Raw genomic sequence first — 23785 nt, 5'->3', positions numbered from 1 at the left:
TTCAAAATATAAAGAAATCGTAGGTAATGAAAGAATTTATCAAAAGGTACAATAAGATGGGGGCTGTCGTCTAAGTTTCTTCACAAGTAGCAACTTAGGCGACAGCCCTATTTTATTTAGTTTTTAGCATGTGCTTGAATCATTACTACACACATATCATCTGGTTGATTTTCTTGTTGCTCCTTAGGCAGTAAGTTGTCAATCAGGTGTTGAGAGTAATCCCATTTTGTAGATAGTAGCGTTTGCAATTGCTTCTCAGATTCTATTTCACATGGGCCCATTGCCTCTAACACGCCATCTGTAAATAAAATAATTTGTATATCCTCATTGTATTGAATGAATTGCTTTTGAACGTCGATCTCATCGAAAAAGCCGACTGCACAGCTACCTTGATTTAATGGTACGAGTGTCTTTTCGTCAACAAGAGCATAACCAGAAGGATGACCAGCGTTCACATATTCAACTGTTTTTAGTTGTGTATCTATCACTAAATAAATCGCAGTAAAATAAAAAAGATTTCCGTCTTTTCCGTTTTGTAAAAGTGTCATATAACGGTTTAACTCTTTGATAACTAATTCAGGCTCTACCAATTGTTTAACAGCCTCTCTTAGGACAGAGGAGATAAACATACAAACAAGCGCTGCAGATATACCATGCCCCATCATATCAAGCAAAATGATGGCGTATCGATGATCGTTTATTTTATGCCAATAATACATATCCCCAGCTAAATTAGAGGAAGGAAGATAGGATACGCCTATTTGAATATTATCCTCGTTTATAGGGGCACTCAAAAGGCTTCTTTGTACATGTGTTGCTAAATCTAGTTCGTATTGTATTTTATTTTCTTGTTGAGTATGCCAATCTAATTCAGCCTTCAATCGTAAAGCAACTCGAATTCTAGCAAGAAGCTCGGTTTTATTAATCGGCTTTGTAATATAATCTACGCCACCAATATCCAATGCTTCTGCGAGCTTGTTTTTATCTTCTAGAGCTGTGACAAAGATAATTTGAATATCTTTTAATCGTTCATTTTGCTTAATCCGTTTGCAGGCTTCTATACCATCTACTTCAGGCATCATAATATCTAATAAAATTAAATCCACTGAATTTCCTTTTGGATTTGGTGCATCTAGCTGTACATAATCAAAAAGATCATAAGCCGATGTTAGAGAAACACAGTTATCATAACCTGCATTTTTTAATACTTTTTCAATTACAAATAGATTGACCTGATTGTCATCTACAAGAAGAATAGTCATAATTATTTCCCCATATTCTGTTTGAATTCGTGCAGATTATTAAAATGTATTTAAAGAACCATTATACAAAATATTAGAGTTTTACAGTATCTTGAGACTCCTCACCAAAAGTTGTGGATGACATTTTTTAAAATATATACCCTATATATTAGTTGATTGGAATGGAGGCTGGGCGACTTCTTGGGAATCAGCGACAGGGGGAACGAAGGCAAAACCTTCACATCCTGTGATAACACCTTCGATAAAATTTATAGCTATTTTCCGATTTTAGCCTTTTTAAAACCACTATAAATATCAAATGCATTGGCGATGATGGTAATAGCAATGCTTAGAAATAATAGTCGATCTATAGCAACAAAAATTTTAGCAGAGGTTGTTTCGGTAATCGCAGCGATATAAGGTATAGCGGGACGGTGTATGAAATCAGGATGAATAACTATGAGGATAAAAATAATGATTCCTATACATTGAAGAAGCGTATTTGCTACGGCAATTAACATAGTCCATTGACCGGTCTTCATTTTCCATAATGTTAAAGCTACACTTAAAGCTATCCAAAATAAAACGATTGGTGCAAAGGAGAGTAAGACATCTTGATTAAATATAGGCATAACGAATTTCAGGTCGCCTTTATTTTGGGAAGTATAGATTCCTAAAAGGTGATTGGCATTAAAATAGACAAAGGAGAAAATAACGATACCTAACAGACTGAAAATATTTTCATTACGTGAAATAATTTTTTCTTTAGGAATGATTTTAACTTTTGTTAAATCATCAGGTGTCCATTCTGGATGTACTTTTAAAATGGGTATTCGAATATTATTTCCACCAGATCTTTCAATGATAATGAAAGTGACTGTAATCCAGAACAGTACGTATATGATTACTGAAATAATATGCGCGATCGTTAGAGAAATTGTTTTAATAATGGCGGTGAGAAGTGCACCTTCTCCGTTATAAAGCACAATACTTTCGATCATCTGTACAATAACTGTAATAAGAATTGCCCAAGGAATAACTAATTTTATTGTCCTAATATAAGTGTCAAACACTTTGGGACTTATTAAAAATCGTGGTGTGTTTTGATAGCTTGCTGCAACTTCTACAGGATTTCCTAGCTTTTTGAGCACTTCCTTCATATCTGAATCTGAATAATCTTCAGGTAACATATCTTCAATAGTAGATTTTAGTTTTAGACTGGTATCCTCACGTTTATCTTTCCTGATCCTTTTAGTTACTTCATGAATATATGCATCAATCAAATTCATTCTTTCCTTCTCCTTTCAATAATTCATGCAATCCTAAGTCCACTTTTTGAGTTGAGCTATATGTGCCCAACAATATATTTTTGAGCTGTACCTTTGGTTGTATCCCAGCTACTTGTAATCACTTTCCTAATCGCTGAGGCAACCAGAATAGTGTACTCTGTTCACGGTTTCTTCCGACTTGCTCGAGATGCTGAATAACCACCTCAGGTTCCAATACTGTCAACATACAGCACCATTTACGCGTGGTAATATATGTTATTATCAAGACCTGAAATTAATGTGATAAAAATTATGAAAAGAGCGTTCTTAAAATAAATTTAGTGTAGGGTGGAGATGTATATGAAGATCATAGGGAAAATTAGTGAAGGAAGTAGATTTTATAAACTTTGTTGATATCGTGGTTGGTGCTGATCCAGGAAGGATGGATGGTTTAGAGCCGACGAGAGAGCAGTTAAAAACACTTTTTATGCACAATCAAAACAATGAGACTTCATGATTTTGAAATGAGCCTCTTCTCTAAAGAGGCTATCAATGGTGAAATGAAAATTTTTGAATGTGATCACGATGATGTGCAAATAGCGATAGATATTGCAGAGCTATCTTCTCTTGTTATGGGTGTTGTACGGTACAAGCGTTGTTTATGCTCAGTAAAGTGAAAATTAGTGATGAACAATATTTACATGCACTGCATCAAAATCAATTCTTCTTGGTCCTTGATAAAGCACAGCATTTTAGGGAAGCCCCAAAATAGGCATCCCATAAGATTATTATTCTTTTTTCACAAAAAGTGATGAACGTACAGGGCGTTCCAATGGCGTAATATTAATAATAAAATAACTTATAATTAATATTAAAATAATAAGTGAATAAATTAAGGTGTTGATGGGGTGGTCATGCTCTACGATAATTAATCGAATCATGGCTGTAATACCTATATATATAAAGTACCTTAGAGGAAAATGATAATCCTCTTTAAAATATTTAATAATCATCGTGATAAATTCAAAATACAAAAAGAAAATAAGAATATTGGCGAGGAAAAGCTTATAATCACCGTCGCCCTTATTGAAAATTAATATTTTAAGAAATTCGATGAGTTCTTTAAAAAGCAAAAAGGATAGAATGAGCGCTAGAAGCACTAAGCAAACATTCAGAAACAGCTGTAAAGATTTCGGCACGGCCTTTATTAGTTGTAAATATGTTGAGTTTTTTGGATCCATGTAATTCCTCCCATCTTATCTACGTATTGATCGTAAATCCCAGGCTATATTTCTAGAAATCATTTAGTTCATTATGATTTGAATATAACATTATTTCGTAAATATTTTAGTGCGATTTTGTAAAGTTTTGGTATATGTTCTCGAAAGAAAGTTTTCAAAATAATTTAGCTGTATGCTAAAATAGATGTGCATGAATATAAAATTTAAAAGGGGTTTTTAAAATGGCTAAAGCAGCAAAAACAGGAAAAATTACACCAGAGCGTTTAGAAGAGGCGTTAAACGTTCGTGATCGTCTTATTATCGAGTTACTAGTACAAGTACTTGATGAAAAACTTGTAATTGAACGTCCAGTATTACGTGAGCGTGTAGCAAATCTTGTTGACCTTTCTGATCATGATGAAGAATTAAAAGAAACGATTCACGCTGTTATTAACAAGCTGTAATTTTTAGAGAAATGCTACACTTAATTGGTAGCATTTTTTCTTTTGTTAAAAAGGTGCATTTTAAAATAAAGGAACGGTAAGCCAAAAGCCAGAACTGCTCGGGTAGTCCGAAGAACTGATAAACCAAGAACCACAATCACTCTACCCAATATAAAACTCCTACAGAATAGATAACGAAATCCAAAAAACCCCAACAAGAAAGTACTTCATTCTTGTTGGGGTTTCTCTAGTTGTTAGTATACTTTATCTCCATTAAAAATAGAGTTCTTCACAATTACATAATCTACATTTCGAATGGCATCAAGTTTATTGCCACCTGCGTAGGAAATAGATGATTGAAGGTCTTGCTGCATTTCAATTAAAGTGTCTCTGATGCTGCCTTTATGTTCAACATACATCTTTTTACCTTCAACATTTTTGCGTTCACCTTTTTGGAATTCAGATGCAGAGCCAAAGTATTCCTTCACAGTTTTACCGTCGATTTCGATTGTTTCACCAGGTGACTCTTCATGACCTGCAAATAATGATCCAATCATCACCATTGAAGCACCAAAACGAACAGATTTTGCAATATCACCATGTGTACGAATACCACCATCAGCGATAATTGGTTTTGTAGCAGCTTTTGCACACCAACGTAGTGCAGCTAGCTGCCAACCACCTGTACCAAAACCAGTTTTGATTTTAGTAATACATACTTTACCTGGTCCAATACCAACTTTTGTTGCATCTGCACCAGCGTTTTCAAGTTCACGTACTGCTTCAGGTGTACCAACATTTCCAGCAATAACAAAGCTATTTGGTAGATGTTTTTTGATATGTTGAATCATACGAATGACAGCATTTGAATGCCCATGTGCAATGTCGATTGTAATAAATTCAGGCACTAAATGAGCAGCTGCTAATTCTTCAATAAAAGCATATTCTTCTTCTTTTACACCAACACTAATTGAGGCGATTAATCCACGACCATGCATATCTTTGATGAAATCAGCTCGTGTCTCTGGATTAAAACGGTGCATAATATAAAAGTAACCGTTTTCAGCGAGCTTCAAAGCAAGACGTTCGTCGATAATTGTTTGCATGTTTGCCGGTACTACAGGAAGTTTGAATGTATGACCGCCTAAAGTAACAGAAGTATCACATTCAGAACGACTTTCTACAATACATTTTGCGGGAATTAGTTGAATATCTTCATAGTCAAATACGTTATCCATTATATACACTCCTAAAATACGAATATTTTTTAAGATTTGTTTAATATTGTTCGCCTTTTGTAATTTACATGATTTTCGAGTAAATGTCAAAGTTTTTGTCCAAATAAATAAAAAATTAGTAGGCTGGAATGGGAAGGACCTCTTTTTTTATCCACCTTTATTAATTGGAAGGCTCAAATTTCTGCTACGGGTTATTGCTTTGGTGCTGACGCTTCGCTTTCGCACAGATAAACCATTTGGTGCTGACGCTTCGCTTTCGCACAGAGCAAGGCTTCCTACGGGCGAGCCTCGAGCCCTACGCTACAATCAGTTAAAAATGATGGGGATATATTAGCAAAATAGCATCGAAAAATCTTTTTATCGCTCAATAATACACCTGTTTTTTTCTAATCAACACGCCTGTTATAGATGAAAAGTAAAAGTTTGATTAAAAAATCTTTTTTTGCAAAACTCTGCACAAAATTAGCTTATCTAAAATTTGTATTATCATTTGCTATCCATGTACAATAGAATTGTTTCAAAAAATGACAAGGGAGTGTTGGAAATGGCAGTAGAAGTATATTTAATTTTTAATGGAAATTGTCGAGAGGCAGTATCGTTTTATGAGAAAGTTTTTGATACGGACAAGGCTGAAATTATGACATTTGGTGATTCACCGCAAAATCCAAATTATCAATTACCAGAAGAAGCCAAAGATCTTGTAATGCATACACGACTTTCGATTTTCGGTAGTACTGTAATGTTTTCAGATACATTTCCAAGCTCACCGTTCACAATCGGTAACAATGTAACGTTAGCTGTTGTCTCAAGTGATGAGGATAAGATGCGAAAAGCTTTTGAGGCTCTTAAAGATGGTGGAAAGGTTACTATGGAGTTGCAAGAAACATTTTGGAGCAAATGTTACGGCTCACTAACTGATAAATTCGGTATTGAATGGCAATTTAGTCATGAGGAAAATAAATAATAACAATGCTAAAAAGCACGATGAATAGGGAACCCCTTTTTTATCGTGCTTTCTTTTTAGTATGTAAAAAGATTTAAATAGCTTTGCGTAAACTCTTAATAATACTTGCGAATTTTTTACTCGTATTTTTTGATAGCTGTAGACTAACCTGGACATCAGCCGAAGCCTCATTACGAATAAGTATTTTGAAATAATAGAGTAGTAACTATATCAATTAATACATCGAAATTCTTCTAAAAACGCTCATTAATATGACATATATAGCTGCATTTTGATGTATACTAATGCTCAAAAGAGGAGGGAATTGCTTCATGATTCGACAAATTGGACAAGTAATGCTGTATGTAAATGATCAGGATACTGCCGTTAAGTTTTGGACAGAAAAAATTGGTTTCGTTGTAGTTGCTGACCAAGAAGAGGCGGGAATGCGCTGGATTGAAATTGCGCCAACTAAAGGAGCTCAAACTTCTTTGGTTTTACACAATAAAGAAATCATTGCCAAAATGCAGCCTGAATTAAATTTAGGGACACCTTCTATTATGTTTTATGCAGATCATATAGAAAATCTATATCAAGATTTCCAAGCAAAAGGTGTTAAAGTAGGCGATTTAGTCATGATGCCAATGGGTAGAGTTTTTAATTTCGCCGATCACGAAAATAATTATTTTGCATTGGTAGAAAAATAAATCATGGTTGTTCTATAAGTAAAAATTTTAAAGGGAATCTGTCCGATTTCGATCGTTTCATGTAGAAGTCGAGCAGATTCTTGCTTTTTATTCTTATAGAAGTGGTAGTTATTTATCCCGCAATAAAGGGTAGTAAGTCTATTTTAAGTCTTCTCCGAAAATCCCCACAGTTTGGCTGTCAATTGTAAATTCATAACCGTTCCATTTTAGAATGTTTTCGACATAACCTAATCGATCAGCATGAAATCTGCCTGCGATCGCTTGATAAGATAAAATCTCATATATTCCGTCACGCTCAAAGTCCACTGGATACAATCCACTGATTGGATCAACCCATCCTTCAATGGGCTGCTTTAGGGTACCATTTTGATTATAAATTTCCGCTAAATAATCCGGTCCCTTGTATTGTAAATCGATGATATATTGCTTTTTAGGATTCATACTACGGACAGCTACTTTGTATTGATCTTGATAATTAACCGTGTACTTTAGTTTATTATTAAATGATTCTGCATCAAAAATTGAACGTATTTTCCCGTTTATTGAGGAGAATATTTCACCGTTGATAATACCTCCACTGCCACCAGTATCGGAAATAGCTAAAATATCATCTAGATGATTGCCGGTAAAGTCACCTAAAAATATAGTTGGATTATAGCCAACGTTTTGTTTGAGCATTATTTTTTCAAATTGTTGTGTATTTCCATAAAAAATAACAAGTGTTAGGTTTTGCCACAATGGGCTATCCGGCGTTTTAGTTCCCATTAAAAGAACTGTTTCGAGATAGCCATCACCATTAATATCTCCAAATTTCGTCTGAATAATCTGAGGAGCCATAGGTGAAATAGCAATATTATTTAAAGATGGATTCATATTATTGGTCATACATACACCTCTTTCTTTAGTTTTAGCATATGTTGTAAATATGGCTTGGTGAGTAAAATGTAGAAATATAAACAACAAATATCATATAAAACCAATAAAAAAACTTATAATAACCCATTGACATTTCCAAATGTGGGAAGTATCATAAGTGTCAACGAATCAGAAAATTCAGTACGAATTATAATCTCGCTACTAAAATGTAGTTAGAGATTTTTTTACAACATTAATTCTTAGTAAGTGTATATGTTTTATACAATTTAGGAAGAAGGAGATTTTCTTGAAGGATTTATTTATTAAAACAAAGCGACAACAGTACTGGCTTGAACAGCTAGCATCTATTTCTGAGCCAATCAAGGCTGAGGCCAAAGAGGTAGACGAACAATCTCGGTTTCCATTCGAAGCACATAAGTTACTTTTGCAAATCGGTTACCCAAAACTAACTTTGCCAAAAGAATATGGTGGTGAAGGTTTATCTGTCTATGATATGGTGCTCGTTCAAGAAACGTTAGCGAGCTATGATGAGAATGCCTCACTCTCACTAGGGTGGACATTAGGTGTTGTAGGTGAACTATATGAGAAAAAGCTATGGACAGATGATTTACTCAATCTCTTTGCGCAAGAAATAAACAACGGCGCAATTATAAATAGAGCCGTGAGTGAAGTGGCAACTGGGAGTCCAACACGTGGAGGGCGACCAGGAACAAACGCGGTCTCTATAGAAGGAGGATGGCTCTTAAATGGACGTAAAATCTTTACGACGGCTTCTCCGGTCCTAGATTATTTCTTAACATCAGCTTGGATTGAGGAAAAAAATAAAATCGGCTTCTTCCTTATTCATAAAGATGTTCAAGGGCTTTCAATCGAAGAAAACTGGGAAATGTCAGCTATGCGAGGTACTAGTAGCCATGATCTAGTTTTAAAGGATGTAATTGTCCCTGTAAGCCATTTGGTAGAATTACCAGGTCATCCAAGCGGTGGTAAGATAAATGGTTGGATTCTACATATCCCAGCAACGTACTTAGGTATTGCACAGGCAGCTCGTGATTATGCACTGCATTTTGCCAATCATCATCAACCAAATAGCTTGAATGCTCCAATTAGTACATTACCAAATGTACAGCAACTTCTAGGCGATATTGAATTGATGCTACATCAGGCACGCTTTGTTCTATATGGAGTAGCTGAGGCTTATGATGACCCAGCTAGGCGTGAGCTTATAACAAATGAAATGGCAGTTGCTAAGCATACGGTAACCAATTTGGCGATTGAAATTGTAGATAAGGCAATGCGTATAGTAGGTGCGAAAAGTTTACAATTAACAAATCCATTGCAGCGCTATTATCGAAATGTTCGTGCGGGGCTTCATAATCCACCTATGGATGATATGACCATTATTAAATTGGCAAATGCCGCAATTGAACAGCAGAAATCGGATGAAATCAATGACGAAACCATAGAGAATAAGGGGAAATGATAGATGTTTAAACAAAAGAAAAAGATTTTTCAATTGGCCGCAATTGGATTGGCTTCACTTGCTATTTTAGCAGGCTGTAATTCAGGCGAGGCTTCAGACAAAGACTCGGAGGATGGCGTGGAAGTACGTACAGTGAAAGTTGCATTTGACCAGGCGTCTAAGCCAATTAGTTATCTGGATGATAAAGGAAATCCAACAGGCTACGATGTGGAAGTCATGAAGCTAGTGGATGAACTATTACCTGAATATAAGTTTGAATATGTAGGGACAACGAGCGACGATTTACTGATTGGTGTAGAGCAAGGGAAATATCAAGTAGGTGTAAAAAACGCATTCTTTACGCAGGAACGTACAGAGAAATTTATTTTCCCTAAAGAATTTTTAGGCTTAAGTAGTGCAGGTTTAGTTTTACGCAAAGAAGATGAAGGTGTGAAAACTTTAGCCGACTTTGCTAAAAAGGGTTATTCATTAGCACCAATTGCTGCGAATAATGCTCAATACACAATTATTGATGAATATAATAAGGCCAACCCTGACAATCAAGTTAAATTACAGGCTGGAGATGCATTCACTGTCGATGTCGTGCAATGGGTAAATGAAAAACGTGTCGATGGTGGTGTCATGATTGAAGGTCCATTTAAACAACAAGTTTTAGCAGAAGATGGCCCATATCATAATTTAAAGGATGAAGTAGTGTACAACGAATTTGCCGTTATTAAAACATGGCCATTGTTCAATAAAAAGGAACAGGAATTTGCAGACGCTTACGATAAAGCGATCACTCAAATTAAAGAACAGAAGAAAACAAATGAATTAAGCACTAAGTTTTACGGCCGAGATTTATTTGAAGTGTTAGAAACTGTGAATCGCTAATAATAATTTCTCTTTACAGTTGGTACTGAATAAAAGGCTGTTGAGTCAGTAAACTCAGCAGTCTTTATTCATACAGAGCATTAAAACTTATGCTATAGTCCAAACATTTAATAAAAGTTGGTGAGGAAATGGAGAAGTATTTTGATGCATCATACATTTGGAACTCAATTCCTGTATTATTGCCGTTTTTAAAAGTTACCTTCTTAGTCGCAGGGTCTTCCATTGTACTAGGCACAATTTTTGGCTTACTTTTAGCGGCTGCCAAGTTAAGTTCAATAAAATTATTACAAAAATTAGCGAACTTATATACAACGATTATGCGTTGTACACCATCGATTGTCTTATTATTCCTCGTCTATTATGGTGTTCCAGCATTAGCGGAAAACTTCAGCATAAATCTCCATTCAATTGAAACAGCCATTTTCGTAGTCGTAACATTTACTTTGCAGTTTGCAGCGATTATGTCAGAGGTTATTCGTTCTGCCTATTTAGCTATTAATAAAGGGCAATTTGAAGCGGCGGTTAGTGTAGGATTAACACCATTTCAGGCATATCGACGTATTATTTTCCCGCAGGCACTCGTTATCGCATTACCGAACTTTGGGAATGGAATGATCGCGTTATTACAAGAGGGCGCGCTTGCTTATACAATCGGCTTAATTGACATTGTCGGAAAAGCAAATTTAATTATCGCAAGTAATATTAATGCACATGCATTAGAAATATATATTGCCTTAGCGATTGTTTACTGGGTGCTGTCGATTATTATAGAAAAGTTCTTTGCTATGCTAGAAAAGTTTTTTGGCAAGGGGAAAAAGACATTAGAAACGACGTAAGGAGGCGTAACCATGAATTATCAATTTTTAATTGAAACATTTTTTGTTGCATTATCAGGTGTACCTATCGCACTCCTTGTGACAGTTGTTGCTTTGCTCGTTGCCCTGCCACTTGGTTTTTTACTGGCACTAACACGGATTAATAAAATCCCAGTGATCCATCATATAGCAAAAATTTATGTTTCCTTTGTCCGAGGTACACCTATCATCATTCAAATCTTTATTGTTTATAGTAGTATCCCACTGCTACTTAAAGCTATTTTTGAAAAATATAATATTACGTATGATATTTATAAAATTAATCCAATTTGGTATGCATTTATTGTCTTCGCCTTTAGTACGACTGCGATTTTAATAGAAGTATTTCGTTCTGCTTTAAGTACAATTGAAAAAGGCCAACTAGAGGCTGCTCATGCTGTTGGCTTATCAACATTTCAAGCCTATCGCCGTATTATTATTCCACAAGCTTTAGTAGTGGCTATGCCAAATATTTGTACGGCTACAGTCAACCTCATTAAAGCGACATCTTTAGGCTATGCAATGTCCTTACCTGAAATTACATTAAAGGCTAAGGTAGCTGCAAATGTTGGCTACAATTACGTAGAAGCATATATTGATATTTTCATTGTGTACTTAATTTTATGTAGTACAGTTGAATACATTTTTAAACGATATGAAAAATATTTAAGCAAATTCAAAGTGGCAAAAGCCTAAGGGGTGAACGCGCATGTTAGAGATTAAAAATATTCATAAATCATTTGGTGACAATGAAATTTTAAAGGGTGTCGATTTAGCTATTGATAAAGGTGATGTTGTTGTTATTTTAGGTCCCAGCGGCTCAGGAAAAACGACATTATTACGTTGCATTAACTTTTTAGAAAAAGCCGATCAAGGACATGCGACATTTGGTGATATTCAAGTGGATTTTCAAAATGTGAAGAAGAAGGACGTACATTCGATTCGTCAACGTGTAGCCTTTGTATTCCAAAACTATAATCTTTTTACGAATAAAACAGCGCTAGAAAATGTGACAGAAGGGCTAATTATAGGACGTAAAGTTCCAAAGGCAGAGGCCATTGAAATTGGCAAAAAGGCGCTAGATAAAGTAGGTTTATCAGAAAAATACGATTCCTATCCAAGTCAATTGTCTGGTGGTCAACAACAGCGAGTTGGTATTGCGCGAGCAGTGGCGTTAAATCCGGATATTATTTTATTTGACGAACCAACTTCCGCACTTGACCCAGAGCTAGTGGGGGAAGTCCTTCAGGTTATGAAAAACATTGCGGCTGAAGGAACAACGATGCTTGTTGTCACACATGAAATGGGCTTTGCCAAAGACGTCGCAAACCGAGTGATTTTTATGGACGGTGGCGTCGTTGTAGAGGAAGGAAGCCCTCACGATATATTCGTTAATCCGAAAGAGGAGCGCACGAAGAAATTCTTAAAACGTGTTATTCCAGAGGATTATACGTACTACATTTAAGAAAGAAATATAGTCTAGTCATTTTTTTGTAAAATATTGATATTATGAAGTTGTGATAAAAAATCAAATTTTTAATAAAAAACTGTTCCGAAAAGTCAGTGCAGTCATTTTTATCCAGATTTTCCCTTTTTGAAGAATGTTGCTTTTTATGGATAGACACCAATATTTTGGTATGACATTATGTGTATAAGTTGATTGGGTTGTTCTTTGGCGATCAACGATAGAACTCGATACATGACACTTGAAAGGGGGTGAAAAAATGAAGGTGATATTTACAGTAGGGCTACCAGGGAGTGGCAAAAGCACGTTTGTTAAGAGTCTAGCAAAAAGCGAAAATGCACTTATTCTTTCGAGTGATGCTATACGTCAAGAGTTATTCGGCGACGCTACAAGGCAGCAATCGCGAATAGTGTTCCGTGTTTTGTATGAACGTTTGAATGAATGTGTAGCCAAAGGTCAATCGGTTATTGTCGATGCGACAAATATTGAGAGGGAACGTAGAATATTTGCACTAGGTAAATTGTCTAGTAATGTGAAAGTTGTATGCTATTATTTTGATACACCTTACGCATTGTGTGTAACAAGAAATCAACAAAGAAAGAGGAAAGTTCCGTTAGTGATAATGGATAAAATGAGGAAGAACCTAGAGTTTCCGATAATGGGAGAAGGATTTGATGAGGTGCATATTGTACATGAAGCGAGTCCATATGAAATCTCAAAAAACCAATTTATTTCACTAATCCAAAGCCAGCCCACATATGAGGAGCTATTTCGGGCGTTAAAATCAGTCCAACTATTTGAAGAGATTTATCGGTTTAATCAAGAAAATCCATACCATCAATTTTTACTATGCCAGCATACGTATTTTGTGTATGAATATATGAACGAATACTATATGGAAAGTGACAAGCTAGCATTACAAATAGCCGCTATATTTCATGATGTAGGCAAACCATTTTGTAAAAAATATAAAGAATTACAACAAAGATATGGATATTACGGACATGAAAATGTATCTGCCCAAATGGTATGTCATTTTTTATTAGAGCTAGGATTTGAAGAAGAATTTGTTTTAAAGGTTGTTAATTTAGTGCAATTTCATATGTTAATTCAATACGGGGGCGATAAGGGAGGAAGTAAGATTTATCATTTATTAGATGGTGACTTATTAACAAAACTTTATTTCTTTCGTGAAGCAGATCAATTTGCTAAATAGGTGTAAATAAAGGAAGTGAGTTTATGACCAATTTAAAGAAATACCCTAGAAGCTTTCATTTGCCGTGGAGTAGAGGGTATACACATGACGATAAGGTTGCTAAAAATGTGGATCATTTTATTGGGAAGGAGGTTGTTGTAACAGAAAAATTAGATGGTGAAGGAACAACACTTTATCGAAACTATATGCATGCTAGAAGCTTAAATTCAGGAGATCACCCATCTAGGCATTGGGTAAAAACGTTTCATGCAACATTTGCATTTCAGATTCCAGATGATTGGAGATTATGTGGTGAAAATGTTTTTGCCAAACATTCCATTTACTATAATGAGTTAACGAGCTACTTTTATTTATTTAGTATGTGGAATGAAAAAAATATTTGTTTAAGTTGGGATGAAACAGTCGACTATGCAGCTGAACTGGGTATTGAAACGGTACCTGTTTTATATCGAGGCATTTTCGATGAAGAAAAAATAAAGAAGACTTTTACAGGGAAATCACTTCTTGGGGGTGAGCAGGAAGGGTATGTTATTAGAAATACGGCTGCCTTTCATTATGATGATTTTCAATATAACCTAGGGAAATATGTTAGACAGAATCATGTTCGAACAAGTGAACATTGGTTAAATGAAGAAATGATTCCTAATCACCTGAAATAAGTTTTACTTGAAAAGATTTAATCTACTATAAAGCAAAAGGACTGAGAAAAATGTAATTCTTAATGGGGTTCAAAATACATAATGTTTATGAGGAAGTATGCAGTGGGTGGCATGTCCCTTAAGGGATTTACAGGTTCGATTCCTGTCATCCTCACTAAAAAATACCGTAATAAATTGAATGACAAAAATAAAAGTTAACAATAATTCGACACTACATTATAGGGGCAGTGCGTGTAAAAAACCCTGCTAGTATAAAAATATGTCACTATAAGAAAACGAACTCCCTAACAGAAGTGGGAGTTCGTTTTCTTATAGCTTTATTTAGTATAGTTATCGAAATAACCTTGAATATAAATCATAGGTGTTCCTTTATCACCTGAACCAGAAGTTAGGTCAGATAGTGAACCAATTAAGTCTGTTAAGCGACGAGGTGTTGTACCTTGAGCAGCCATTTGCCCAGTTAAATCTTCATCTTTGTTTTGAATATATTCAGAGATTGCCGCTTTTAACTCTTCACCACGAAGATTTGCGAAATCGTTATCTGCTAAATATTTCAGCTTTACTTCGTTTGGTGTGCCATCTAATCCGGCAGTATAAGCAGGAGATACAACAGGGTCAGCCAACTCCCAAATTTTACCTACAGGATCTTTAAACGCGCCATCGCCGTAGATCATTACTTCAACTGTTTTACCAGTAGCTTCTTTGATTTTTGCTTGAATGCCGTCAACAATTGGTTGGCAAGTGTGTGGGAATAATTTTATGCTATCTTCAGTTGCTTTATTTGAACCAAGTAGACCATATTCCGCATTGAAGCCAGAACCGTTATTAGTTACAGATAAAATATTATCAAGACTGTATACTTTTTCAGCGCCATTTGCCATTAAAATACGTTTTGTACGCAAGCGTGAATGAATATCACAAGCTAATACACTCTTTGTATAGTCTAAAATAGTTTTTGGGTTGTTTGAAAAGATAACTTCACAAGTAGCGCCTTCAGCTTCGATTAATTCTTTGTAGTATTCAATATAATCTACACCTGTAAAAGTGTGTTTTTTAAAGCCGAAATGTTCACGGAATTCAACTTCTGTTAAAGTATCTGTCCAAGGGTTAATACCTTTTACGTCTAGTTCATCAATATCAACTAGGTGGTTACCAACCTCATCAGATGGATAGCTTAGCATAAGAACAACTTTCTTCACGCCCTTAGCGATACCACGTAAGCAGTTAGCGAAACGGTTACGGCTTAGAATTGGGAAAATAACACCTACAGTATCGTCACCGAATTTAGCAGCCACGTCCGCTGCGATGTCATCGATCGATGCATAGTTACCTTGTGCACGTGCTACGACAGATTCTGTTACTGTTACAATGTCGCGGTCCTCAATTGAATAGCCTTCTGTCTTTGCTGCGTTTAATACTGTATCAACAACGATTTGTTCAATATTATCGCCTTCGTTAATAATTGGACCACGAAGACCTCTTACTACTGTACCAACTACACGTTCCAAAATAATCTCTCCTCATTAATGGTAAATGTATGTTAAATAAATAAATATAACCAATATGATTTTACTATACGCCCCTTTAGTGATATAAGTAAAATTAATAGTTCGTATAATAGCTATAAGGAGTGCTTATATGGTAGGGAAATTAGATTTATATCGTGTTTTTACTGTTGTTGCTAAAAATAATAGCTTTTCAAGGGCTGCTAAAGATTTATATATGACTCAACCAGCCGTTAGCCAAGCCATGATGCAATTAGAAAAGGAACTCGGTACACGTCTCTTTAACCGTACTCCGAAGGGGGTAACATTAACGACTGAGGGGAACCTTCTATATGAATATACGAATTCAGCATTAGGCCTTATAGATGCTGGTGAGGAGAAGTTACTAGAATTTAAAAATTTAACAACAGGTCAGTTGAAAATTGGGGTAGGGGACACCATTTCCCGTTTCTTTTTAATGCCTTATCTAGAGGCGTTTCATACAATGTATCCCAATATAAAATTACAAATGTTAAATGGAACGACTTCTGAAATTTGTAACTTTATTAAATCTGGTGAGGTTGATATAGGGCTTTGTAATTTTCCGATAGAAGATCAGACATTACAGTTAACAGCATGCACAGAGGTTCAAGATATTTTTGTATGTGGTGAAAAATATAAAACATTAGCGTCGAACAGCTTAAGGTTTGAAGAACTTTTAAAGTTTCCACTTATTTTTCTAGAGAAAAAATCAAATTCAAGAAAGTATGTAGAAAATTATTTGTTTACGAGGGGAATCCACATTGAACCTGAGTTTGAGCTCGGTTCACATGATCTTGTGCTAGACTTTGCACGCAGTAATTTAGGCATTGCGTGTGTAACGAAAGAGTTTTCTAAAGATTATTTGCAACGAGGGCTTCTATATGAGCTAACATTAACAGATAGTATACCAACACGAAGCATTGGTATGTGTTATTTGAAAAGTGTACCGTTATCTCGAGCGGCGTTGAAATTTGTAGAAATTATTGAGCACAAGCAGGAGCGTAAACGTCTAAATCCAAGAACTATAAAGTGAGCTTGCTCTGCGAGGAAAGTGAGGCGACAGGAGCACTTGAGTAGCCTGCCACTCCAATCAGCGATAGTGTAGAAATTTTATGCATTTTTCAAGTGAGCGCCCGTTGCTACTCACCATGATCGAACGGAATAGACGTATAACAGTGAGGAGATTGTAAATCTGTTGCCGCTGACACTTCATTTTCGCGCAGAAAAACATTTGTTGTTGCCGTTACGTTAACACTACACTTTCCTAAAAAACACCATTTTGCTGAAATTTGGTTTTAATATATTGTCAGAAGATACATATTATACGAAATGGTTGATTGGAGTGGAGGCTGGGCGACTCCTTGGGGATTAGCGAAAGAGGAACGAAGGCTAAGAGCATCACGTCCTGTGATAACGCCTTTGTGACCAACATCCTGCTGCTGCCGCTACGTTAGCACTACGCTTTCGCGCAAAAAACATCCTGCTGCTGCCGCTACGTTAGCACTACGCTTTCGCGCAAAAAACATCCTGCTGCTGCCGCTACGTTAGCACTACGCTTTCGCGCAAAAAACATCCTGTTGCCCCAAGCGGCTCATCGGACGCCCCCAGGAAGCTCTGCTCTGCGCGAAAGCGAAGCATCAGCGGCAAATGTTTTATCTGTAGCGAAAGCAAAGCGGCAGCTACAAAGCGCCCAGTCGGAACGGAAATCAACCCCTCGTTATGCCGTAGAGCCATACTTTATTGAATATGCCACCTTAATTTCATTGACATAATAATTTTTTCAACAACATGGAGCTTAGCGACTAAAAAATCCGCTAAGCTCTTTTTAGTAGTGCTTCTATGAGGGTGTCAACATTGCGTTTATTTTTCATCGTAGGTGAGTACAAATAAGAGAATGTTCGCATAAAATGCTGTCCTTCAAGCGGCAAAATTTTTATATCGCCATTTTTTAGTTCACGCTCAATAACACTAGCAGACAGTAGGGACAGTCCAAGCCCCTGTATAACACTCTCTTTCACACCTTGATTGCTACTAATAGTAAGAAGTGAACGTACTTGGAGCCCATTTGTTCTAAATAAATGATCTAAATAATAACGAGTGCCAGAGCCTTCTTCACGTGCAACCCAATTTTGCTGCTGTAAGTCCGCAACCGTAATAGTCGACTTCTTTACAAGAGGGTGATTGCTAGCACTAACAATAAATAGCTCATCCTGCATAAACGGTTTAATAATAACCTCATTGTCGTTTGACTGTCCTTCAATAAGGCCAATATCGACCTGTAACAACTTTGTATATTGAATGATTTCTTCCGTATTGCCAATAATAACTTGAAGCTCAAGTTGAGGGAATTGCTGTTGCAGACTCGCTATAATAGGTGGCAATATATATTCGCCAATTGTAAAACTAGAGCCAATAACAAGCGTACCTTGAATTTCATGATGAAAGGCTAAAATATCTTCCCGTGCTGCCTCTGCAATTGCCATCATTTGCTTCGCTCGTTTATATAAAATTTCCCCAGTTGGTGTAATTTGTACTGACTTTGGAGAGCGGATAAACAACGTCGTTTGAAAGTCCTGCTCTAAGTTTTTTATGTGTAAACTGACACTGGGCTGTGAAATATGAAGTATTTCGGAGGCTTTCGTAAAATTTTTGACCTCCACTAGTGTAATGAATGTTTTTAAAGCATCATATTGCATGCCATCACCCCTACTATTAGAAATATTAATAATTACAATTATATATATGTATTTTACTAATGATTAACTTTTTAATAAAGTAATAATCATCAAGGATGAAAGAAGTGAACAACATGGATATTGGGCAAAGGTTAAAAAGTTTCCTAACCCCTGCGTTTTTGAAGGGAATATTGTTGACACTCATTATTGCCTTAGTCGCAAAGTATATTTCGACATTTCCGTTTTTCTCAATACTGGGGCAGCTTGTTATTGCAATTATTTTAGGTATGGCTTGGAGAGCAGCCTTTAAGGTACAGGATTCATGGCAAGCAGGCATATCATTTTCAAGTAAAAAGCTATTACGATTAGGCATTATTTTACTGGGTATGCGTTTAAATTTAGCGGATATTTATCATGCTGGTGCGGGTGTCTTTCTCATTGCATTGATTGATTTGGTATTTGCTTTAGTGGTTGTATATGGCTTAACGAAGGTATTTCATGTGGAGAAGAAGTTGGGCATATTAACAGCTTGTGGAACAGCTATTTGCGGAGCGGCCGCTGTTGTCGCTATTGCTCCTCAAATTAAAGCAAATGAAAAAGAAACAGCAGTGGGCGCGGCAATTGTCGCATTACTAGGGACTATATTCACATTAGTCTACACAGTGTTATACTCAGTATTTAACTTAACGCCTACTGAATATGGTATTTTCGCAGGAGGCACTCTACATGAGATTGCCCATGTTATTGCAGCAGCCTCTGCTGGTGGAAATGAAGCAGTTGATATGGCGGTTATTGTTAAGCTAACACGTGTCGCATTGCTTGTACCGGTAGCCATTATCATCGGTATTTTCTATCAGAGAATGGAGAAGGGGCAGGAAAAAGAAGGATTTTCATGGTCAATCATTCCATGGTTTATTCTCGGATTTTTAGCAATGAGTGCGATTAATTCGTTAGGGATTATACCAGCCAATGTAGCGCAAACATTTGTAAATATCTCGTATCTTTTAATTGGGATGTCGATGGCTGGCCTAGGTTTAAATGTAGAGATAAAAACCTTTAAACAATTAGGTGTAAAAGCATTTATTGCAGGACTTATCGGTTCGGTTTGTTTATCGATAATAGGGTATGTATTAGTCATTTTTATGTGATAAAATATTTCGAAAAAATCCTGCATATTCGAATATGCAGGATTTTTTTAGATAGAATCAGAAGATATTTTAGATTTTTTTAGTTTTTCATATACAAATTAAAAATTAGCGTGATGCTTCAATGGAAGAAGCTAATTCAGCTATAACTATTTTGCTACCTATCATTGGGCTATTTTCAGGTTTTGCTCCCTCAGAGCCTGCTTCTGGGCGTTGATGTGCAGCGGCGAATGCATCGCTATTACGCCAAGCTTGGAAATGTTCCTTAGACTCCCAGTACATATTGACGCTCATTTCGTCATAAGTCGGATCATCAGTTGAAACTAACACCTCTACTTTATGGAAGCCTTCGAATTGCTGTAGTGGTCCTGGTTTTGTAAAGTTCGGTGCCATTTTTGCAGCAAAGCCTGGTTTAACTTGAATACGATTTGTAACAATAATCATGCTTTTCCCCCCTAATCATTTTCTAGTTAGAAAAAATCTACTATTCGAATGAGTTATCAGTGATTATCATTCGCAATCAATGATAATTGGCATAGGAAGACATTGTCAATAGAAGAGTCGTGTAAATTGTAAATATAATTGAAGAGGTCGCTAAAAAAATAGCCATTTTCAAACCTTTTTGGTATGGTTTTTGCCTTTTATCGTGCTAAAATAAAGCATTCTTTTTAGGAGTATAATAGTATGAATGAACATCAATTTGATAAGTTATTGCATATTAATACAGTTGGTGAACAGTATGGTTTCCCTAAATTAGCTCATTACCATCGCTATGAGCCAACACCATATGTCGGATTAGAACAATTATTTTCACAGTATGAAATGCCAGATAATCCAGTGTTTATCGATATGGGATGTGGAAAAGGGAGAGTACCTATTTATGTGCATCATAAATTTCATATCCCGACAATTGGAATAGAAATGGATGCAGGTTTTTATGCAGAGGCAGAGAACAATAAAAAGGGTTATCTTCAAAAGAAGAATGCTCAAGCTTCAATTTCCTTTATTCATTCAATAGCGGAGAACTATGCTATTCAATCACGCGACACGGTTTTCTTTTTTTTCAATCCGTTTTCTATTCATATTTTCCGCACGGTCATTCACAATATTTGGAAGTCTTATGAGCAGCATATGCGTGAAATTCATATTATTTTATACTATCCGCCTTATGATTATTTGCAGTTTTTACATCACGGGACACCTTTTGAATTAATTCATGAGGTTCATCTAGAGAATGAAACAAATATTAACGAACGCCTCTGCGTGTTTGCATTGAAAAAAGTTTAGAGCTGTGGGAAACCCGACTCTAAGCTTTTTTCTATTTATGAAATTCTTGTTGCAATCATTGTTTATTTTCCCGGAAATAAAAATCATTAAAGATCTTGCAATTTTCGCAAAAAAGACATCTTCAATTGAGATTTCAAATAATTGTAAATGATAGTTTAGTAGAAATAAACACCAATAATTAATAGATAATTCACAAATTACTAATTATACTGAAAAATCACTCTAGACTAAATATAAAGAATGCTTTACAATGTAAAAGGCTTAAATGAATAATATTCTAAATTAGTTTTAGTATAGTTATAAATAATAGTTTTGGTCATTTTTGTTATTGAGGAAATGGATCTGATTGTTTATAATTATCAGAAATATCTAATTTTTGAGAAATTTAAAGGGGGATAAAATTATGAGAGAGAACAAAAAGCTTAAAAAGTTCGGTTCACTTCTAGTTGCTTCTTCATTACTTGCGGGTGTTCTTGCTGGTTGTGGAAACGGAGACAGCTCAAGTTCAGGAGGTGGATCTTCATCAGGAGGCGGTTCCTCTGACGGCGATACGATTAAAATTGGTGCAAATTTAGAGCTTTCTGGTAACGTAGCCTCTTATGGTTCTTCAATTGCTCTAGGCGCAGAGCTAGCAGTTAAAGAAATTAATGATAAGGGCGGTATCGACGGTAAGAAAATCGAGCTTATTAAAGTAGATAATAAATCAGAAAACTCAGAGGCAACTACAGCAGCTATTAAACTAGCAACACAAGATAAAGTAGTAGCAATGCTAGCCCCAGCAACTTCTGGTAATACAGTTGCAACTGTGCAAATTGCGAACGACAATAAAATTCCAATCGTTACTGGTTCTGGTACAGCTCCTAACATTACAGTAAATGATGATGGCAGCGTTAATGAATACGCATTCCGTACTTGTTTCATTGATCCATTCCAAGGGATTGTGGCAGCGAACTTCGCTTCTGGTGAATTGAAAGCTAAAAACGTAGCTATTTTTGCGGACAATGCATCCGACTATGCAAAAGGTTTAGCAAAATCATTTAAAGAAACGATTACTAAAAATGGTGGGAAAGTTGTAGAAGAAGAAGCGTATGTAGCTAAGGATGCGGACTTCCGTACACAATTAACAACTATTAAAGCAGCTAAACCAGACTTTATCTTTATCCCAGGATACTATGAAGAGGTTGGTTTAATTGTTAAACAAGCACGTGAAATGGGTATCGATGTACCACTGATGGGAGCTGATGGTTGGGATTCACCAACATTAGTAGAGCTAGCTGGTGCAGATGCGTTAAATAACACATATATTACAAACCATTACTCTGCAGAAGACCCAGATCAAAAAATTCAAGACTTTGTAAAGGCATTTAAAGCAGCGAACAAAGACAAAGCACCTGATGCATTCAATGCACTTGGCTATGACACAATTTACTACATTGCAGATGCTATTAAGCGTGCAGGCTCTACGGATGGGGAAGCAATTCAAAAAGCATTAGCTGACACTAAAGATCTTTCTTTAGTAACAGGTACTTTCTCAGTTGACAAAGATCATAACCCAATTAAAACAGCAACAGTTCTTGAATTTAAAGACGGTAAACAAGTGTTCAACTCTAAAGTTAATCCTTAATGTTTTCTAGGCAAGGGGAGGCGGGTAAACACGTCTTCCTTTTTGTATTTTATAAAAATTTTTTTTAGAGGACACAAGTAATTCTACATTCGATAATAACATGTAGAAGTAAGTTAAATTTTTGTATTTTTCAAAAAATAAAAGGAGTGAACGCTCATGGAATGGATACAACAGCTTGTGAATGGTATTTCACTCGGTAGTATCTACGCGTTAATAGCGTTAGGGTATACGATGGTATACGGCATTATTAAGCTGATTAACTTTGCCCACGGTGATGTCTTCATGATTGGGTCATTTATTGGCTTTTATGCAATTGCTAAATGGGAGCTTGGCTTCTTCCCGGCACTATTATTGGCGATGGCAGTTTGTGCAATCTTTGGTGTTTTAATTGAACGTATTGCTTATAAGCGTTTACGAAATGCAACACGTATTGCAGCTTTAATTACAGCAATCGGTGTATCGCTATTAATCGAATACACGACTATTTTCTTCAGAGGTGCGCAACCAGCCGCATATCCTGAAGTCATTAAAAATAAATCTTTTGATGTTTTCGGGGTTCAAATTAGTAGTACATCTATTTTAATTTTAACTGTAGCAATTGTACTGATGATTCTTTTACAATTCATCGTTCATAAAACAAAGATCGGAAAAGCTATGCGCGCGGTTTCTCATGATGCCGATGCAGCGCGTTTAATGGGGATTAACGTAGATAATACAATTTCAGCAACATTTGCAATTGGTTCTGCTCTAGCTGGCGCAGCAGGTGTTATCTTTGGCATTTACTATACGAAAATCGATCCATTAATGGGGGTTATTCCAGGGGTTAAAGCGTTCATCGCTGCAGTACTAGGTGGTATTGGTATTATTCCTGGTGCCATGGTTGGCGGTATGTTATTAGGTGTTGTGGAATCATTAGTAAGTGCACTTGGTTTTTCTTTATGGCGCGATGCAGCGGCATTCGTTATTTTAATCTTAATCTTAATCTTCAGACCATCGGGTATCTTTGGTAAAAACGCCCGTGAGAAAGTGTAGGTGAGCGGTA

The 23785-nt window shown here is 36.1% G+C and carries 24 protein-coding genes and 1 tRNA gene; 17 read left to right on the top strand and 8 right to left on the bottom strand.

Features of this window, described 5'->3' with window-relative positions:
- Positions 1-116 precede the first annotated feature (116 nt).
- The 3 genes from AB9L17_RS24710 to psiE all read right to left on the bottom strand — a co-directional run bounded on the left by AB9L17_RS24710 (position 117) and on the right by psiE (position 3750).
- On the bottom strand, positions 117-1262 hold the full coding sequence (locus AB9L17_RS24710; RefSeq protein WP_068985754.1) for a SpoIIE family protein phosphatase: 1146 nt from the start codon (positions 1260-1262) through the stop codon (positions 117-119).
- A 254-nt stretch (positions 1263-1516) separates the two neighbouring features.
- Positions 1517-2530 (bottom strand): hypothetical protein, encoded by a 1014-nt coding sequence (locus AB9L17_RS24705; protein WP_068985753.1) that lies wholly within the window; start codon positions 2528-2530, stop codon positions 1517-1519.
- 767 nt (positions 2531-3297) lie between these two features.
- Positions 3298-3750: a phosphate-starvation-inducible protein PsiE gene (gene psiE, locus AB9L17_RS24700; protein ID WP_068985752.1), complete on the bottom strand. Its 453-nt coding sequence runs from the start codon at positions 3748-3750 to the stop codon at positions 3298-3300.
- Between the two features lie 221 nt (positions 3751-3971).
- On the opposite strand from psiE, the gene AB9L17_RS24695 reads away from it, so the two are divergent.
- Positions 3972-4193, top strand: coding sequence for a phosphate-starvation-inducible protein PsiE (locus AB9L17_RS24695; RefSeq protein WP_068985751.1), 222 nt, complete (start codon positions 3972-3974; stop codon positions 4191-4193).
- Between the two features lie 233 nt (positions 4194-4426).
- Here the strand turns inward: AB9L17_RS24695 and guaC are convergent, their stop codons facing one another.
- The gene (guaC, locus tag AB9L17_RS24690; RefSeq protein WP_223553733.1) at positions 4427-5410 is read right to left on the bottom strand and encodes a GMP reductase; all 984 of its coding nucleotides are present in this window, start codon (positions 5408-5410) and stop codon (positions 4427-4429) included.
- Between the two features lie 544 nt (positions 5411-5954).
- Between guaC and AB9L17_RS24685 the strand changes: the two genes are divergently transcribed.
- A complete protein-coding gene (locus AB9L17_RS24685) occupies positions 5955-6374 on the top strand; it encodes a VOC family protein (protein WP_068985749.1) in 420 nt (139 codons plus the stop codon).
- A gap of 311 nt (positions 6375-6685) precedes the next feature.
- A complete protein-coding gene (locus AB9L17_RS24680) occupies positions 6686-7060 on the top strand; it encodes a VOC family protein (protein ID WP_068985748.1) in 375 nt (124 codons plus the stop codon).
- A gap of 138 nt (positions 7061-7198) precedes the next feature.
- On the opposite strand, the gene AB9L17_RS24675 is transcribed toward AB9L17_RS24680, so the two are convergent.
- Positions 7199-7945, bottom strand: coding sequence for a hypothetical protein (locus AB9L17_RS24675; RefSeq protein ID WP_068985747.1), 747 nt, complete (start codon positions 7943-7945; stop codon positions 7199-7201).
- A 277-nt stretch (positions 7946-8222) separates the two neighbouring features.
- On the opposite strand from AB9L17_RS24675, the gene AB9L17_RS24670 reads away from it, so the two are divergent.
- From AB9L17_RS24670 to AB9L17_RS24635, 8 genes are all read left to right on the top strand, one after another.
- Positions 8223-9419 carry an acyl-CoA dehydrogenase family protein gene (locus AB9L17_RS24670; protein WP_223553735.1) on the top strand — a complete coding sequence of 399 codons (1197 nt, stop codon included), beginning with the start codon at positions 8223-8225 and terminating at the stop codon, positions 9417-9419.
- Between the two features lie 3 nt (positions 9420-9422).
- Positions 9423-10292 (top strand): transporter substrate-binding domain-containing protein, encoded by an 870-nt coding sequence (locus AB9L17_RS24665; protein ID WP_068985745.1) that lies wholly within the window; start codon positions 9423-9425, stop codon positions 10290-10292.
- Positions 10293-10420: 128 nt separating this feature from the next.
- The gene (locus AB9L17_RS24660) at positions 10421-11128 is read left to right on the top strand and encodes an amino acid ABC transporter permease (protein WP_068985744.1); all 708 of its coding nucleotides are present in this window, start codon (positions 10421-10423) and stop codon (positions 11126-11128) included.
- Positions 11129-11140: 12 nt separating this feature from the next.
- Positions 11141-11842, top strand: coding sequence for an amino acid ABC transporter permease (locus AB9L17_RS24655; protein ID WP_068985743.1), 702 nt, complete (start codon positions 11141-11143; stop codon positions 11840-11842).
- A gap of 13 nt (positions 11843-11855) precedes the next feature.
- Entirely contained in the window at positions 11856-12611 is a 756-nt protein-coding gene (locus AB9L17_RS24650; protein WP_068985742.1) for an amino acid ABC transporter ATP-binding protein, read from the top strand.
- Positions 12612-12870: 259 nt separating this feature from the next.
- Complete coding sequence (locus tag AB9L17_RS24645; RefSeq protein ID WP_068985741.1) at positions 12871-13827, top strand: AAA family ATPase; 957 nt, start codon at positions 12871-12873, stop codon at positions 13825-13827.
- Positions 13828-13850: 23 nt separating this feature from the next.
- The gene (locus tag AB9L17_RS24640; protein WP_068985740.1) at positions 13851-14486 is read left to right on the top strand and encodes an RNA ligase family protein; all 636 of its coding nucleotides are present in this window, start codon (positions 13851-13853) and stop codon (positions 14484-14486) included.
- An 89-nt stretch (positions 14487-14575) separates the two neighbouring features.
- Positions 14576-14640: transfer RNA gene (locus AB9L17_RS24635), tRNA-OTHER, on the top strand.
- Positions 14641-14803: 163 nt separating this feature from the next.
- On the opposite strand, the gene AB9L17_RS24630 is transcribed toward AB9L17_RS24635, so the two are convergent.
- A complete protein-coding gene (locus AB9L17_RS24630; RefSeq protein ID WP_068985739.1) occupies positions 14804-15994 on the bottom strand; it encodes a coenzyme F420-0:L-glutamate ligase in 1191 nt (396 codons plus the stop codon).
- 130 nt (positions 15995-16124) lie between these two features.
- On the opposite strand from AB9L17_RS24630, the gene AB9L17_RS24625 reads away from it, so the two are divergent.
- Both AB9L17_RS24625 and AB9L17_RS24620 read left to right on the top strand, forming a co-directional pair.
- Positions 16125-17045, top strand: coding sequence for a LysR family transcriptional regulator (locus AB9L17_RS24625; protein WP_068985738.1), 921 nt, complete (start codon positions 16125-16127; stop codon positions 17043-17045).
- A gap of 544 nt (positions 17046-17589) precedes the next feature.
- Positions 17590-17784, top strand: coding sequence for a hypothetical protein (locus tag AB9L17_RS24620; RefSeq protein ID WP_375199904.1), 195 nt, complete (start codon positions 17590-17592; stop codon positions 17782-17784).
- A 42-nt stretch (positions 17785-17826) separates the two neighbouring features.
- Here the strand turns inward: AB9L17_RS24620 and AB9L17_RS24615 are convergent, their stop codons facing one another.
- Complete coding sequence (locus AB9L17_RS24615; protein ID WP_068985736.1) at positions 17827-18708, bottom strand: LysR family transcriptional regulator; 882 nt, start codon at positions 18706-18708, stop codon at positions 17827-17829.
- Between the two features lie 113 nt (positions 18709-18821).
- On the opposite strand from AB9L17_RS24615, the gene AB9L17_RS24610 reads away from it, so the two are divergent.
- Positions 18822-19835: a YeiH family protein gene (locus tag AB9L17_RS24610; RefSeq protein ID WP_375200833.1), complete on the top strand. Its 1014-nt coding sequence runs from the start codon at positions 18822-18824 to the stop codon at positions 19833-19835.
- Positions 19836-19940: 105 nt separating this feature from the next.
- Here the strand turns inward: AB9L17_RS24610 and AB9L17_RS24605 are convergent, their stop codons facing one another.
- Positions 19941-20276 carry a heme oxygenase gene (locus AB9L17_RS24605; protein ID WP_068985734.1) on the bottom strand — a complete coding sequence of 112 codons (336 nt, stop codon included), beginning with the start codon at positions 20274-20276 and terminating at the stop codon, positions 19941-19943.
- Between the two features lie 240 nt (positions 20277-20516).
- Here AB9L17_RS24605 and AB9L17_RS24600 point away from each other — a divergent pair, with 240 nt between their 5' ends.
- From AB9L17_RS24600 to AB9L17_RS24590, 3 genes are all read left to right on the top strand, one after another.
- A complete protein-coding gene (locus AB9L17_RS24600) occupies positions 20517-21119 on the top strand; it encodes an SAM-dependent methyltransferase (RefSeq protein ID WP_068985733.1) in 603 nt (200 codons plus the stop codon).
- A gap of 403 nt (positions 21120-21522) precedes the next feature.
- On the top strand, positions 21523-22743 hold the full coding sequence (locus AB9L17_RS24595; protein ID WP_223553742.1) for an ABC transporter substrate-binding protein: 1221 nt from the start codon (positions 21523-21525) through the stop codon (positions 22741-22743).
- 156 nt (positions 22744-22899) lie between these two features.
- Entirely contained in the window at positions 22900-23775 is an 876-nt protein-coding gene (locus AB9L17_RS24590) for a branched-chain amino acid ABC transporter permease (RefSeq protein ID WP_068985731.1), read from the top strand.
- Positions 23776-23785 lie beyond the last annotated feature (10 nt).

Source organism: Lysinibacillus sp. RS11, from assembly GCF_042019215.1.
GTDB lineage: Bacteria > Bacillota > Bacilli > Bacillales_A > Planococcaceae > Lysinibacillus > Lysinibacillus xylanilyticus_A.
The sequence above is the reverse complement of the archived record's forward strand: the minus strand, read 5'-3'. Positions and strand labels throughout refer to the sequence as shown.

Bases quoted from the DNA above. Each gene is read 5' to 3' on its own strand.
- AB9L17_RS24710 (WP_068985754.1), bottom strand. From the start codon at position 1,262: ATGACTATTCTTCTTGTAGATGACAATCAGGTCAATCTATTTGTAATT.
- AB9L17_RS24705 (WP_068985753.1), bottom strand. From the start codon at position 2,530: ATGAATTTGATTGATGCATATATTCATGAAGTAACTAAAAGGATCAGG.
- psiE (WP_068985752.1), bottom strand. From the start codon at position 3,750: ATGGATCCAAAAAACTCAACATATTTACAACTAATAAAGGCCGTGCCG.
- AB9L17_RS24695 (WP_068985751.1), top strand. From the start codon at position 3,972: ATGGCTAAAGCAGCAAAAACAGGAAAAATTACACCAGAGCGTTTAGAA.
- guaC (WP_223553733.1), bottom strand. From the start codon at position 5,410: ATGGATAACGTATTTGACTATGAAGATATTCAACTAATTCCCGCAAAA.
- AB9L17_RS24685 (WP_068985749.1), top strand. From the start codon at position 5,955: ATGGCAGTAGAAGTATATTTAATTTTTAATGGAAATTGTCGAGAGGCA.
- AB9L17_RS24680 (WP_068985748.1), top strand. From the start codon at position 6,686: ATGATTCGACAAATTGGACAAGTAATGCTGTATGTAAATGATCAGGAT.
- AB9L17_RS24675 (WP_068985747.1), bottom strand. From the start codon at position 7,945: ATGACCAATAATATGAATCCATCTTTAAATAATATTGCTATTTCACCT.
- AB9L17_RS24665 (WP_068985745.1), top strand. From the start codon at position 9,423: ATGTTTAAACAAAAGAAAAAGATTTTTCAATTGGCCGCAATTGGATTG.
- AB9L17_RS24660 (WP_068985744.1), top strand. From the start codon at position 10,421: ATGGAGAAGTATTTTGATGCATCATACATTTGGAACTCAATTCCTGTA.
- AB9L17_RS24655 (WP_068985743.1), top strand. From the start codon at position 11,141: ATGAATTATCAATTTTTAATTGAAACATTTTTTGTTGCATTATCAGGT.
- AB9L17_RS24650 (WP_068985742.1), top strand. From the start codon at position 11,856: ATGTTAGAGATTAAAAATATTCATAAATCATTTGGTGACAATGAAATT.
- AB9L17_RS24645 (WP_068985741.1), top strand. From the start codon at position 12,871: ATGAAGGTGATATTTACAGTAGGGCTACCAGGGAGTGGCAAAAGCACG.
- AB9L17_RS24640 (WP_068985740.1), top strand. From the start codon at position 13,851: ATGACCAATTTAAAGAAATACCCTAGAAGCTTTCATTTGCCGTGGAGT.
- AB9L17_RS24625 (WP_068985738.1), top strand. From the start codon at position 16,125: ATGGTAGGGAAATTAGATTTATATCGTGTTTTTACTGTTGTTGCTAAA.
- AB9L17_RS24615 (WP_068985736.1), bottom strand. From the start codon at position 18,708: ATGCAATATGATGCTTTAAAAACATTCATTACACTAGTGGAGGTCAAA.
- AB9L17_RS24610 (WP_375200833.1), top strand. From the start codon at position 18,822: ATGGATATTGGGCAAAGGTTAAAAAGTTTCCTAACCCCTGCGTTTTTG.
- AB9L17_RS24605 (WP_068985734.1), bottom strand. From the start codon at position 20,276: ATGATTATTGTTACAAATCGTATTCAAGTTAAACCAGGCTTTGCTGCA.
- AB9L17_RS24600 (WP_068985733.1), top strand. From the start codon at position 20,517: ATGAATGAACATCAATTTGATAAGTTATTGCATATTAATACAGTTGGT.
- AB9L17_RS24595 (WP_223553742.1), top strand. From the start codon at position 21,523: ATGAGAGAGAACAAAAAGCTTAAAAAGTTCGGTTCACTTCTAGTTGCT.
- AB9L17_RS24590 (WP_068985731.1), top strand. From the start codon at position 22,900: ATGGAATGGATACAACAGCTTGTGAATGGTATTTCACTCGGTAGTATC.